Genomic DNA, 13,470 nt, shown 5'->3' on the forward strand with positions numbered 1-13,470 from the left:
GCGCGTGACGCCGGGTGGTGGGTCGGGGCCGTGCCGGGGGTGTCCGTCCTCGGAACGGCGCGATGGGGTCGGACGCCGACTGACTGTCCGTTGACGCGCCAATCGCTGCGGGCGGACACCCCTCGACACGTCCCCTTCTCGCCGTAGGCGGGTGCGGGCGCGTCTCGGCTCAGCTGCCGCAGGCCGCCGTGCTGCGGACCGCCGGTCCCGCCCAGCTGCGGGCAGTCGTGCCTCCCCCAAGCTCTTCGAGCAGGGGGTACCCCCAGGGCGGCACCCGTCCCAAAGAAGCGGCACCCCGCGACGCCGGGCTGTGGACCCACCCCGGCCCAGCACAGACGTTGAGCACCTGGAAGCGCCGGGCCTCGTGGCACCCCTCCCTTGACCTCAAGCTTGGTCGAGGTTGAAAGGTGGGGTGCGCAGGCAACCGGCGTACACGACTGGAGTGTTCAATGAGCCCTCGAACCGAGCAGCACCCCGACCTCACCGATCCCGGGATCGGTGCTCCCTTCTTCAGCACCTGGCGGGTCGGCACAGCCGAGCGGCAACGGCAGACCGTGGAGGCGATCGGGCGGACGTGGGAGCGGCGGCCGTGGCCCGCTGATGATCTGCTGGGGTACCACGTCTACGCGGGGCACGACGGGTCCACGCTGATGCACTACTCGCAGTGGAGCGACGAGCAGGGGTACGAGGCCTTCGTCAAGGTTCATCGTCAGGAGCGGGTCGACGAGGTCGACACCGCCGTGCCGGGGATCGAGCGGGTGGGGCTCGGGCGCTACCGGCGGTACCGCAGCCGGGAGCGGACCGTCGGCGACGTGCGCGAGCCGGGGCTGATCGTCACCGTACGGGTCGACTTCGAGGAAGGGGCCGGGGAGCGGCGGGAGGAGTGGGTCGATCTCGTGCTCAAGGCCCTGGGTGACGATCCGGAAGGGAACGCCGGGCTCATCTCCGCTCATTTCCATCTGAGTACCGATGGCGGGCACGTGCTGAACTACGCCGAGTGGGAGAGCGACCAGGCCTATGACGAGGCCTTGGCGGCGCCTGCGACCGACATGTGGAAGCGGGTGCGGACGTACCCGGGGGTGAAGGGGTCGAGCGGGAGCCGGTACCGGCATGCCCTGGGGCTCGTGCCCGGGTGAGTGCGGTGCCGTGGGGCCGGCAGGACGCTCTGGGCCGGCCGGCCCCTGGCCGAGGCGTTACGGGCGGAAGCGCAGGACCTGCGGGTCGTGGTCGCTGATCTGGTCGTTGAACTCCGCGTTGACGTGCACGCTGTCGTACTCGAAGTCGCAGTCGCGGCGGATCGACGGGCTGATCAGGATCTGGTCGAGGACCTGGCTGTTGCCCTGGTAGACGTATGAGTAACGCTCGCTGCGGGGCAGCGATTTGATCGCCGACCAGAGTTCGCCCCGGCCTTCGAGGATGCTGGTGGTGCGGGAGAACTCGAAGTCGTTGATGTCGCCCAGGGCGATGACGTCCGCGTTCTTCTGGGTGTCGAGGATGTCCTTGACGAAGGCGTTCACCAGCGTGGCCTGCTGGTGGCGCTGGGTCTCGGAGCTGCGGGCCGGCGGCTGGTACTGGGAGGTCAGGCCCTGGTCGCCGCCCTTGGAGTTGAAGTGGTTGGCGATCACGAAGACCGTGCGGCCGCGGAAGAGGAACTCGCCGGCCAGCGGCTTGCGGCTGTTCTGCCAGGCCTCGTCGGCGGGGGCGATCCGGCCGGGGCTGAGCGTCAGGTGCGCCTTGCCGCGGATCTTCGTCACGCCGGTCGCCGTCGTGGCGTCGCCGCCCGCGCGGTCCGTGAAGGAGACCCGGTCCGGGTTGAACAGGAACGCCTGGCGGATGTTTCCGCCGGGCTCGCCGCCGTCGGCCTTGTCGGCCGGGTCGATCGATCGCCAGTCGTACGCCGGGCCGCCGGCCGCGACGATCGCGTCGATCAGCTTGGTCATGGTCTGGTCGGCGGCGACCGTACCGTCGTTCTTCGCGCCGTTGTTGTCCTGGATCTCCTCCAGGGACACGATGTCCGGCGACTCCAGGTTGTTCACGATCGCGGAGGCGTGCGCGGCGAAGGTGTCGTCGGTCGGGTCGAGGTTCTCGACGTTGTAGGTGGCGACCGCGAGTTCCGAGGAGCGCTGCTTGCGCGTCGTCTCGCGCTTCAGGTCAGCGGACTTGAGCGTGCCGAGTTCGCTCGCGACCAGCGTGTAGCCGCCGAACTGGTTGTAGTCCAGCGGGCCCGCCGTCGTGCCGGTGAGCGTGTCGCCGACGTTCGCCTTCGGGAAGTCCGCCGTCGAACCGAGGGACTGGATCTGGAGGCGGCCGGTGTTCTGGGCGTCGTAGGAGCCGTAGACCGTGCCGCCGTTGCGGCTGCGGTTCTCGTGCGGCTTCACCGTCACCCAGAGTTCGGTGTACGGGTCGGTGGCGCCCACGACACGGGTGTCGGTGACGCGGACGGTCATGCCCTCCAGGGCCTCGTAGTGGTCCAGGGCGTACTTCGAGGGCTTGAGGGGCAGGGCGTTGACCGAGCCGTTCGCCGTGGTGTCGCCGGCCGGCGCGTAGGCGGCGGGGACCGACCTGGCGTCGACCGTCGTGGCGGCGGGAAGCCGGTTGCCGCTGGAGACGACCGTGGTCGTCGGCTTGGTGATCTCCGTCAGGGACTGGTTGCCGGAGGCGGTGCCGCCGGGGACGTACTCCGAGACGGTGCCGCTGACCGTGACGGAGTCGCCGACGGCGACCCCCTTCGGCGTCGAGCTGGTGAAGACGAAGACGCCCTCGCTGGTCGCCGGGTCGGCGTCCGGGGTCGGGTCTTGTATCCAGAAGCCGCGGGACGAGCCGTAGGTCCGGATGCCGGTGACGATTCCGGTCACGTCCGTGACCTGCTTGCCGGCGTACGGGGATATCCGGGTGCTGCCCTGGATGTCGTGGATGCGGACCGAGTCCGCGTGGGCCGGGGTGGTGAGGACGATCGTGGATGCCGTGGAGCACACGGCGGCGACGGTGAGCGCGGCGAGGCGCGCGGACGACTTGCTCGGCAACGGGGTTCCCTCCGGGGACGTGACAGGGCGCCGGGACGAGGGTGGTGCGTGGACTGTCTGCCGCTACCTGTGGGGCGGGCGGTGTGACGCGCGTAGACCTCGGTGGACGAGGCGGGCCTGGTGGGGCGGGCCCGGTGAACAAGTGTCCGCCGACTTCTACGCGCGTCAATCTCCAGCCTGCTCGGGCCACTTGTCAAGGTTTCGGCCATGGACAGCCCCTGACGGGGACATGAAGCAGGCGGCATGGGTGTAAATCCGTCTAGGCTGAGCGGCTGAGTCGTATGAGGCGCCGCTAGGAGAAACAGCCGATGTCAGACAGCTCCCCCCTGCCGCCGGTGCGGCTGCACCCCGAAGCGGAGCTGGCGCGCGACGCGCTGTCCACGCCGTTGCTGTCCCGGGCCGCCCGGCTGGCCCGCTGGGCCGGGCCGGAGACCCGGGTCGACGCCGGGGGCGGGCTCGTCGACGACCAGTTGCCCGCAGCCGCCGAGGTGCTCGGACTGACCGGGGACGCCGCCGCCGCCGACGCCGGTGAGGCGTGGCGGGTGGCCGTGGACACCGGTCTCGTCGAGATCGTCGACGAGGAGGAGGGCACCGTCACGGCGGGCGAGGACCTGGCGCTGCTCACCGGCGGTTCGCCGCAGGACGTGCTCGCGGTGTGGCTCGCGGCCCTGGAGACGGTGCTCGCCGACGCGAGCGTGCCCGACCTGGACGGTCTCGTGGCCGAGGACGGCGAGGTCGACCTCTCCGCCCTCGACTGGGACCCGGAGGCCGAGGCCGAGTTCCTCGACGGCGTCCTCGGCAACCTCTACCTGCTGACCGCCGGCGAGGACACACCCGCCGGCGCTCCGGTGCCGCTGCCCGCGCTGGCCGCGTCGGTGATCGTGCCCAGCGACATGGGCGAGCCGACCAACGACGTCCTGGAGCAGGTGTCCGACGCGATGATGCGGCTGGACGACCAGTTCCGGATGCTGGAGCCGGTGGGGCTCGTGGCGTACCAGCCCGTGGACGAGGCGCTCATGGCCGAGGCCGAAGAGGAGCCCGCGGCGCCCCTCGACGACACCGACGTCTCCCGGTACGGCATGGTCCGGCTCACCCCGCTCGGGCTCTACGGCCTGCGAGCCCGGCTGCTGGAGGCCGGGTTCGAGGCGCCGGCCGTCGGGGACCTCGCGGACAAGGGGGCCGACGCGCTGCTCGACGGCACGGCGGCGTTCCCGCCCGGTGCTGCGCAGGCCGAAACGGAGCAGTGGCTCCAGCGGCGGGAATCGCTCGCCGCGGCCAGGGAGTTGCTGGCGGCGGCCCGGGGTTCGGACGCCGGGGCGCCGTTGCGACGGCTGCGGTGTCAGCAGGCCTTGTCGCTGGTCGGGGCTTCGGCCGAGCCCGCCTTGCGGGAGGTGCTCGACGACGCGGAGTTGGGCGGTCTCGCCCGGGTCTGGCTCACCGAGCATGGTGCGGCGGATGTGCCCGCGCCGTCGGAAGCGATGGTGTATTGGCTGACCATCGACACGGTGGCCGCGCAGCTGGCGGCGGAGGGCAATTCCGAGGAGTTGCGGGCGTTGGTCGAGGGGCTTGCGCGGCAGCACGGTGGGTTTTTCGAGGCTGTGTGGCGGGTTGATCATCCCGCTACGGCTGATGTGCTGGAAGCGATGGGGCGGTTGCATCCCGACAAGAAGGTGGCGAAGGAAGCGCGGAAGGCGGCCTTCAAGGCGCGATCGCAACAGGGTGGTTGATCCTGTTTTGCGGGTGCGGCGCCGTCGTGGCTTGTCGCGCAGTTCCCCGCGCCCCTGGGGCGTTGTTCAACCGGTGTTCATGGATGAGCGGGACGGTGTTGCCGCACGAGGTTCGCCACCCTCCACGGCATACCCACCGTCACAGGAGACACCCATGTCGCTCACCCGCAGGGACTTCGCCAGAACCTCCGCGATCACCGGTGCCGGTGTCGCGCTGGCGGGCAGTGTCGGGGCCCTCGCGACCGCGCCGAACGCCCTCGCGTCCTACGACACCGAGGGCACGGAGGAGGCGTCCGCGGACGCCCGGCACTCAGTGGGCTACGGGCCGCTCGTCCCGGACCCCAAGGGCATCCTCGCCCTGCCCGCCGGCTTCACGTACCGCATCATCACCTACAGCGGCAGGACGAAGCTGGAGTCCGGTGAGTTCACGCCGTCCAACCACGACGGCACCGCCACCTTCGACGGCCCCCGCGGCACCACCCTGCTCGTCAACAACCACGAGCTGAAGGGCCCGCGCGCCAACTGGAAGTACCCGGTGCCGCTCACCGAGGGCCTCGTCTACGACCCGGCCGCCGCCGGTGGCTGCACGGTCGTCGAGATACGCCCCGACGGACGGGTCGCGGAGTGGGTCGGCATCGCGGGCACCTCCACCAACTGCGCCGGTGGCAGTACGCCCTGGGGCACCTGGCTCACCTGCGAGGAGAACTCCGACAGGGCCGGCGTCAACGGCATGACCAAGGACCACGGCTACGTGTTCGAGGTCGACCCGGGCGACCGGCGCGCCAACCGGAACCCCAAGCCGCTGAAGTTCTTCGGCCGCTACGACCACGAGGCCGTCGTCATCGACCCCAAGCGCGGCCACGCCTACCTCACCGAGGACGCCGCCGGCCCCAACGGCCTCTTCTACCGCTGGACCCCGCCCAAGGGCTTCGAGTACGGCCCCGGAAAGTTCCGCAAGCTCGCCGACGACGCCGGTGTCCTTCAGGCGCCCAAGTGCTTCGACTCCGGCGGGAAGTTCGTGGATGACCTGTCCCGGGCCACGAAGACCGGCACGGTCTACGGCGTCGACTGGGTGGACGTACCCGACCGCGATGCCCGTACGACCCCCGTGCGCAAGCAGTTCGGTGACGGGGAGGTCACCCGCGCCCGCAAGCTGGAGGGCATGTGGTGGGGCGACGGGGGCGCCTACATCGTCTCCTCGTACGCCCGCGAGGAGAGCCCCGTCCAGCACGACGGCCAGGTCTGGTTCTACGACCCCAGGCGCCGGACGCTGACGTTGAAGGTCCTGCTCGGTGTGAACCCCGACCCGTCCCAGGACGGCGCGTTCGACGGCCCCGACAACATCACGGTCTCCCCGTACGGCGGCATCGTCCTGGCCGAGGACGGCGAGGGCGTCTCGCATCTCTTCGGCGCCACCGAGAGCGGCCGCACGTACCCGATCGCCCGCAACGACCTGAACGTCGGCACCGAAGAGGAGCCGGAGTACAGCGAGTTCGCCGGTGTCACCTTCTCGCCCGACGGCAAGACCCTTTACGCCAACATCCAGGACCCGGGCATCCTGGTTGCCATCACCGGCCCCTGGAAGCGGCAGAAGCGGTAATTAATTCGCTCGCAGGTCCCGCACCGCGCCTCCTACAGTGAGATCACAACGTCACGCACCTCCCGGTGCGATGGCAGCGGCTACTTCTCTCTCAAAGAATCCGACGCCGCCGCCGACTTGATCTCGGGAGGCGCAGCATGGGGTGGGTGCCCGGTGCGCAGGCAACGGTTACTTCATTTGATCGGAATGTTGCGGGTTCGAATCCCGTCAGCGACTTCGGGTCGCTGTAGCTCAATCGGCAGAGCATCCGGATAAGTCCGTCGCCGACCTCTGTTCTCGGGCACCCACCTTTCTCATGCGCGCTTCCCCCGAAACCTGCGAAGAATTCGGCAACCTGTAAAGAATTCGGGGGAATTCACCATGGCGCGATTCAACAGCAAGGCGGCGCGGGCGCGTCCCGTCTCCCGCGTGACCTCCACCGGGCGAGTGCTGCGTACATACGAGGGCGGCCGGGGCCGCGAGCGCGACGCACGCTCCGAGCTCTTCCTGCTCGCCGTGTCCAACTTCGTTTCGCAGCAGACCTTCTACGAGACCGGCGCCGACCGCGACGACCGCTTCGCGAAGCTCGTGCGCGAACTCGCCGTCACCGACCCGGCGTGGACGGCCGGCCTGCTCGGCTGGCTGCGCGGCGAGGGCAACCTGCGCACGGCCTCCGTCGTCGGCGCCGCCGAGTACGTCAAGGCCCGCCTGGACGCGGGGGCGACCGGCGGCCCAGCCAACCGGCAGGTCGTCGCCTCCGTGCTCCAGCGGCCCGACGAGCCCGGCGAACTGCTCGCGTACTGGACGGCGACGTACGGCCGCAACGTGCCCAAGCCGGTCAAGCGCGGCATCGCCGACGCCGTACGCCGGCTCTACCACGGCAAGGCGCTGCTGAAGTACGACACCGCGTCCAAGGGCTACCGCTTCGGCGACATCCTCAACCTCGTGCACGCCGCCCCGGACCCGGACAAGCCCTGGCAGGGCGAGCTGTTCCGGTACGCCCTCGACCGGCGGCACCACCCCGACGCCGCGGTGCCGCCCGCGTCGGACCGCGTCCTGACCGCCCACCGCGAGCTCATGGCGCTGCCGGTGGCCGAGCGGCGCGCGGTCGTGACGGCCGAGGGCGGTGCCGAGCGGCTGGCCGCGGCCGGGATGACGTGGGAGACGCTGGCGGGCTGGCTCCAGGGGCCGATGGACAAGGCGGCCTGGGAGGCCGTGATCCCGTCCATGGGCGCCATGGCACTCGTGCGCAACCTGCGGAACTTCGACGAGGCCGGAGTGTCCGACGAGGTCGCCGAGCGGGTCGCCGCGCGGATCAGCGACCCGGCGGAGGTCGCGCGCTCGCGGCAGTTCCCCTTCCGGTACCTCGCCGCGTACCAGCACGCGCCGTCGCTGCGCTGGTCGTACGCCCTGGAGCGGGCGCTCGGCCACTCGCTGGCCAACGTGCCCGCGCTGCCCGGCCGGACGCTGGTGCTCGTGGACCGCTCGGGCTCGATGTTCTGGTCGCGGCTGTCCGACCGCTCGGAACTCAACCGCGCGGACGCCGCCGCGATCTTCGGCACGGCACTCGCGCTGCGGGCGGAGCGCGCGGACCTGGTCGAGTTCGGCTCGACGAGCGACCGCGTGAAGTTCCGCAAGGGCGAGTCGGTGCTGAAGATCCTCGACCGCTTCGGCGACCTGGGCGGCACCGACACCACCGAGGCGGTACGCCGGCACTACCGGAAGCACGACCGGGTGCTGATCGTCACCGACGAGCAGCACACGCACCACCACCGGGGTGACCCGACCGAGCAGGTGCCGGCCGACGTGCCGGTCTACACCTGGAACCTCGCCGGGTACCGGGCGGGCCACGGTCCGTCGGGCACCGCGAACAGGCACGTCTTCGGAGGCCTGTCGGACGCGGCTTTCCGGATGGTTCCGCTGATCGAGGCCTCCCGGGACGCCGACTGGCCCTGGGCTGCATGAGGGGCCGACTGGCCCCTGGTTGCCTGAGACGCCGTGGCCCGCACCGCGTGGGGAGTGCGGGCCACGGTCTTGTCCGGACCCTTGTCCGGAGAGACACTGACATCTAACATTTCAGTATGGAGGCCATCCGGCCCGTGCCCCGCACCCTGCTCAGGGACCGGGCGTACGAGGCGATCCGGGACGCCATCGTGGCCGGGGAGATCGAGCCCGGCGCGGTGGTGCGGGACGCCGAGCTCGCGGAGCGGCTCGGGCTGTCCCGGGCGCCGGTACGGGAGGCGTTCTCCCGGCTCGTGGACGAGGGGCTGCTGGAGAGCAAGCCGCAGAGCTACACCCGGGTGACCCCGCTCGTGGCCTCCGACGTCAGGGACGCCGCCGCCGTGGTCGGCGCCATGCACGAGCTCGTGACGCGGGTCGCAGTGCCCCGGCTGCGTGCCGCGGACATCGAGGCGATGCGCGCCGCCAACCAGCGGTTCGCCGCCGCCGTCGGCACCGGAGACGTGGACGGGGCCCTGCGCGCCGACGACGCGCTGCACGAGGTCCTCGTCCGGGTGAGCGGCAACCGCGCGGCCGCCGCGACCGTCGCCCGCTACACCCCGCTCATCCGCCGCCTGGAGCGACAGCGCTTCGGCGAGGGCGGCAGCTGCCGCTCGGCCGGGCTGCACGATCGGCTGATCGAGGCCTGCGCGGCCGGTGACGTGGCCGAGGCGGTCCGTGTCACGGCGGAGATCTGGCGGGGGCTCGAAGAGCTCGCCGACTGAGACCGACCGATCCCCATCCCGACCCCGGGAGGAACCATGTCCCTTTCCTCGTCCCCGTCTCCTTCCTCTTCCTCGTCCCTTGCCTCGTACGAGCGTTACCCCCTTCTCTTCGGGCCCTCGCCCGTCCACCCCCTGGAGCGGCTCACCGAACACCTCGGCGGCGCCGCCCTCTGGGCCAAGCGCGAGGACTGCAACTCCGGTGTCGCGTACGGCGGGAACAAGACCCGCAAGCTGGAGTATCTGGTCGCCGACGCGCTCGCGAAGGGATGCGACACGCTGGTGTCGATCGGCGGGGTGCAGTCGAACCACACCCGGCAGGTCGCCGCCTGCGCCGCCCGCGCCGGTCTCAAGTGCGTGCTGGTGCAGGAGAGTTGGGTGGACTGGCCGGACGCCGTGTACGACAAGGTCGGCAACATCCTGCTCAGCCGCCTCGCCGGGGCCGACGTGCGGCTGGTGAAGGCCGGGTTCGGGATCGGGTTCAAGGAGAGCTGGGAGCAGGCGCTCAGGGAGGTCGAGGAGTCGGGCGGCAAGCCGTACGCCATCCCGGCCGGTGCCTCCGACCATCCGCTCGGCGGCCTGGGTTTCGCCGGGTGGGCGTACGAGGTCGCCGAGCAGGAGCGTGAGCTGGGCGTCTTCTTCGACACCGTGGTCGTGTGCTCGGTGACCGGCTCCACCCAGGCCGGCATGGTCGCCGGGTTCGCCGCGCTGGAGGAGGCGGGCGGGCGGCCCCGGCGCGTGCTCGGCATCGACGCCTCGGCCAAACCCGCCGCGACCCGTGGCCAGATCGCCCGGATCGCGCACAACACCGGGCAGCTCATCGGGCTCAAGCGCGAGCTGACCGAGTCCGACGTCGAACTCGACGAGCGGTACCACGCGGGCACGTACGGCATCCCCGACGAGTCCACCCTGGGAGCGATGCGGCTCGCGGCCCGGACGGAGGGGATGGTCACCGACCCCGTCTACGAGGGCAAGTCCATGGCCGGGATGATCGACCTCGTCTCGCGGGGCGAGATCGGCCGCGACTCCACGGTCCTCTATACCCACCTGGGCGGACAGCCGGCGCTGAACGCGTACAGCGCGCTGTTCTGACAACGCCTCTGCCCTGTCCGGCCCGAGGAATCAACCGGCCGGCCCGTGGGTTGTCAGGGGTTATCCCAGCTATCGGAGGAGCCTCCATGCCCGACGAACCAGCCGTACGAGAACTCCGCCTGGTCGTGACGGCGGACGACTACGACGCCGCGCTGCACTTCTACCGGGACGTGCTCGGCCTGACCGAGCGGGGCGCGTTCGCGTCGGAGGACGGGCGGGTCACGATCCTGGAGGCCGGGCGGGCCACGCTGGAGCTGACCGACCCCAACCACGCCGCCTTCATCGACGAGGTCGAGGTGGGGCGGCGGGTGGCCGGGCACGTCCGGGTCGCCTTCCAGGTGGACGACTCCGTCGCCACGACGGCGAAGCTGGCCGCCGCCGGAGCCGAGGTGGTCGCCGAGCCCACGCGCACCCCCTGGAACTCCCTGAACTCCCGGCTGGAGGCCCCGGGCGCCCTCCAGCTGACGCTCTTCACCGAGCTCGACGACTGAGGGGCCCGCGCGGCCGCCCCTGCCGGGCGGGGTCCGGCGCCGGATAAAGTGCTCAGCATGTGGACCGACGATCAGCGGGCGGAGCCGGGTGCCGAGCGGCCCGACGGTGCCCGGCGCCGGGCCACGATCCACGACGTCGCACGACTGGCCGGGGTGTCACGGCAGACGGTCTCCCGGGCGGTCAACGACAAGGGTGAGATCGACCCGGCCACCAAGGAACGGGTCCTGGAGGCGGCCCGGCTCCTGGACTACCGGCCCAGCCGGTTCGCGCGCGGACTCGTCCAGAAGGGCGCGGTGACGGCGGGCCTGGTCATCCCGGACCTGCGCAACCCGTTCTTTCCCGAGGTGGCCGCCGGGGTGCTGGAGGCGGCCGAGCAGCGCGGCTGGCAGGTGGTCGTGTGGGACTCCCGGATCGACGAGGCCAGGGAGCGGCAGGCCCTCGACGTGCTCTCCCACCAGGCGGACGCGGTCGTGGGCTACTTCAAGGACCCGGACGACGTCCTCACCCGGCACCTCGGAGGCGTGCCGCTGGTGCTCCTGGAGCGCGGCCCGCAGCAGACCCGGTTCGCGGCCGTGGGCATCGACGCCGCCACCGGAGTCGAGCAGGGTCTGAACCACCTGTTCCGCGCGGGGCACCGCAGGATCGGCATGCTGGACGGCTTGCACAGCCCCGGCCCCCGCAGGCTGGCGTTCCTGGAGCACGTGCGGCGCCTCGGACTGCCGGTCGACGAGGACTGGGTCGTGGTGTGCCCGGAGCACAGTGTGGCCGGCGGCGAGGCCGGCATGGAACGGCTCCTGGTGGCGCGGCCCGGGATCACCGCGGTCTTCGGCTTCAACGACTTGATCGCGGTCGGGGCGATGCGCACCGCCCGCCGTCATGGCCGGAGCGTTCCCGACGATCTGGCCGTGCTGGGCTTCGACGGCCTCTCCCTGGGCGAACTGGTGGAACCCGCCCTGACCACGCTGCACATCGACAAACGGCGGCTGGGACGGCTGGCCGTGGAGCAGGTGGCCCGGCTGCGCGCGGGTGAGGAGCCGCTGCGGGGCGCGGACGCCTGGGTGGTGCCCGATCTGGTGGTCCGCGCCTCCGCCTGAGCTGCGTGGGTGTGGTGGTCCGCGTGTCCGCCTGAGCTGCGTGGGTGTGGTGGTTCGCGTGTCCGCCTGAGCCGCCCGCGCGGGGCCCGGCAGACCGTTCCGTGCAGCTCCCTTGACCGTTCCGGCCGGCCCTCGCCTTCCTCGGCATCTTCACGTTCGTCGGCCTCTGGAACGACTACATCTGGTCCCTCTCAACATCCTCTACAACACCGACTACTCGCTGGTGATGGCCGGCGCGCTGATGAGCGTCATCCCGCTGATCGTCGTGTTCCTGATCGGGGCGCGGCACTTCCTGCGGGATCTGGCGGCGGGGGCGATGAAGATGTAGGGCGGCGGGGTGTGCGGACCTCCGACCGCCGGCCGTTCTCGATAAGGTGCGGAGAGGGTCCCCGGTTAGAGTCCCCGGTTCGTGAGGAGTGGCTGCATGGCGCAGGTCAGGCCCATGCGGGCGGATGCTCGGCGCAACTACGAGCGGTTGCTGAAGGTGGCCGCGGAGGCCTTCGCCGAGCACGGGGAGGGCGCGTCGCTCGACGACATCGCCAAGCGGGCCGGGGTCGGCTCCGGCACGCTCTACCGGCATTTCCCGACCCGGCACGCGCTGCTGGAAGCCGCGTACTTCGACCGCATCGAGGCGATCGCGGCCCGGGCCGACGAACTCGCGGCCGAACTGCCCCCGGGCGGGGCGCTGGTGGAGTGGCTGTACGAACTCGGCGCTGGGATGATCCAGATGCGCGGCCTCAGGGCCCTGCTGGGCCCGGCCGTCACCCAGAGCGGCTCGACCGTGGCCACGGCCTGCGGCGACTCGGTGAAGAGCGCGGCGGAGCGCCTGGTCCGGGCAGCACAGCTGGAGGGCACGCTCCGGCGGGACGTCGAGCCGGTCGACGTACTGCGGCTGGCGCACGGCGTGTCGACGGCGGCGGAGCTGGCGGACGGGGAGGGCGGGCACATCCGCCGCTATCTGACGTTGCTGACGGAGGGCCTCCGGCCTTCGGCGCGGCTGTGAGGGCATCTGCGTGACCTGCCGGACGCCGAGCTGCACCTGCTCGACGGCGGGCACTGGCTGCTGGAGACCCACCTGGAGGAAGTCGTCGCCCTGGTGCGGGACTTCCTCGGCAGGGTGCATGTCCAGCAGCCGGCCCCCTAGCGCTCGTCAGGTGCCGGCTCCGGCCCTGGCTACAGAGACTGGGCTGCCGGCTTCACCATCCCCCTGACCGTGCGGGACTTCACGAAGTCGCCGATCGCCGTCATCTCCCACTCGCCGGAGAACTGGCGGATCAGCTTGGCCATCATCACGCCGGTCTGCGGCTCGGCGCTGGTGAGGTCGAAGCGGACCAGTTCCTCGCCGGTGGTGCCGTCCAGGAGGCGGCAGTAGGCCTTGGCGACCTCCGTGAACTTCTGGCCGGAGAAGGAGTTGACCGTGAAGACCAGGCCGGTGACCTCCTGCGGGAGACGGCCGAGGTCGACCATGATCACCTCGTCGTCGCCGCCGCCCTCGCCCGTGAGGTTGTCGCCGGAGTGCCGGATCGCCCCGCCCACGATCTGGAGCTTGCCGAAGTAGCAGCTGTCGATGTGGTTGCGCTGCGGCCCGTAGGCGATGACCGAGGCGTCCAGGTCGATGTCCTTGCCGCGGTACGCCGGCTCCCAGCCGAGGCCCATCTTGACCTGGGAGAGCAGGGGGCGGCCGCCCTTGATCAGGGAGACGGTCTGGTTCTTCTGGAGGCTGACGCGGCCCTTGTCGAGGTT

11 protein-coding genes and 1 pseudogene are annotated in these 13,470 nt (G+C 71.1%); 10 read left to right on the forward strand and 2 right to left on the reverse strand.

Annotated elements, in window-relative coordinates:
- Positions 1-449: 449 nt before the first annotated feature.
- The gene (locus CA983_RS30430) at positions 450-1,136 is read left to right on the forward strand and encodes an antibiotic biosynthesis monooxygenase (RefSeq protein WP_086604031.1); all 687 of its coding nucleotides are present in this window, start codon (positions 450-452) and stop codon (positions 1,134-1,136) included.
- 57 nt (positions 1,137-1,193) lie between these two features.
- On the opposite strand, the gene CA983_RS30435 is transcribed toward CA983_RS30430, so the two are convergent.
- Positions 1,194-3,023, reverse strand: a complete 1,830-nt coding sequence (locus CA983_RS30435) for an endonuclease/exonuclease/phosphatase family protein (protein ID WP_086604032.1) — start codon at positions 3,021-3,023, stop codon at positions 1,194-1,196.
- Positions 3,024-3,331: 308 nt separating this feature from the next.
- Between CA983_RS30435 and CA983_RS30440 the strand changes: the two genes are divergently transcribed.
- The 9 genes and pseudogenes from CA983_RS30440 to CA983_RS30480 all read left to right on the forward strand — a co-directional run bounded on the left by CA983_RS30440 (position 3,332) and on the right by CA983_RS30480 (position 12,730).
- Positions 3,332-4,750: a hypothetical protein gene (locus CA983_RS30440; RefSeq protein WP_086604033.1), complete on the forward strand. Its 1,419-nt coding sequence runs from the start codon at positions 3,332-3,334 to the stop codon at positions 4,748-4,750.
- Positions 4,751-4,904: 154 nt separating this feature from the next.
- Positions 4,905-6,350, forward strand: coding sequence for an alkaline phosphatase PhoX (locus CA983_RS30445; RefSeq protein ID WP_086604034.1), 1,446 nt, complete (start codon positions 4,905-4,907; stop codon positions 6,348-6,350).
- 360 nt (positions 6,351-6,710) lie between these two features.
- Complete coding sequence (locus tag CA983_RS30450; protein WP_086604035.1) at positions 6,711-8,294, forward strand: TROVE domain-containing protein; 1,584 nt, start codon at positions 6,711-6,713, stop codon at positions 8,292-8,294.
- 116 nt (positions 8,295-8,410) lie between these two features.
- Positions 8,411-9,052 (forward strand): GntR family transcriptional regulator, encoded by a 642-nt coding sequence (locus CA983_RS30455; RefSeq protein ID WP_086604036.1) that lies wholly within the window; start codon positions 8,411-8,413, stop codon positions 9,050-9,052.
- Positions 9,053-9,088: 36 nt separating this feature from the next.
- Positions 9,089-10,141: a 1-aminocyclopropane-1-carboxylate deaminase gene (locus tag CA983_RS30460; RefSeq protein WP_086604037.1), complete on the forward strand. Its 1,053-nt coding sequence runs from the start codon at positions 9,089-9,091 to the stop codon at positions 10,139-10,141.
- Positions 10,142-10,227: 86 nt separating this feature from the next.
- Positions 10,228-10,632, forward strand: coding sequence for a VOC family protein (locus CA983_RS30465; RefSeq protein WP_086604038.1), 405 nt, complete (start codon positions 10,228-10,230; stop codon positions 10,630-10,632).
- 57 nt (positions 10,633-10,689) lie between these two features.
- Positions 10,690-11,727, forward strand: coding sequence for a LacI family DNA-binding transcriptional regulator (locus CA983_RS30470; protein WP_086604039.1), 1,038 nt, complete (start codon positions 10,690-10,692; stop codon positions 11,725-11,727).
- Between the two features lie 119 nt (positions 11,728-11,846).
- Positions 11,847-12,055: pseudogene (locus CA983_RS30475) on the forward strand (carbohydrate ABC transporter permease); the annotation flags it as partial.
- Between the two features lie 96 nt (positions 12,056-12,151).
- Positions 12,152-12,730: a TetR/AcrR family transcriptional regulator gene (locus tag CA983_RS30480; RefSeq protein ID WP_086604040.1), complete on the forward strand. Its 579-nt coding sequence runs from the start codon at positions 12,152-12,154 to the stop codon at positions 12,728-12,730.
- Positions 12,731-12,900: 170 nt separating this feature from the next.
- Here CA983_RS30480 and CA983_RS30485 read toward each other — a convergent pair.
- The coding region (locus CA983_RS30485; RefSeq protein ID WP_208637076.1) for a TerD family protein at positions 12,901-13,470 on the reverse strand (570 nt) is incomplete at its 5' end.

The organism is Streptomyces swartbergensis, from assembly GCF_002148965.1.
GTDB classification, from domain to species: domain Bacteria; phylum Actinomycetota; class Actinomycetes; order Streptomycetales; family Streptomycetaceae; genus Streptomyces; species Streptomyces swartbergensis.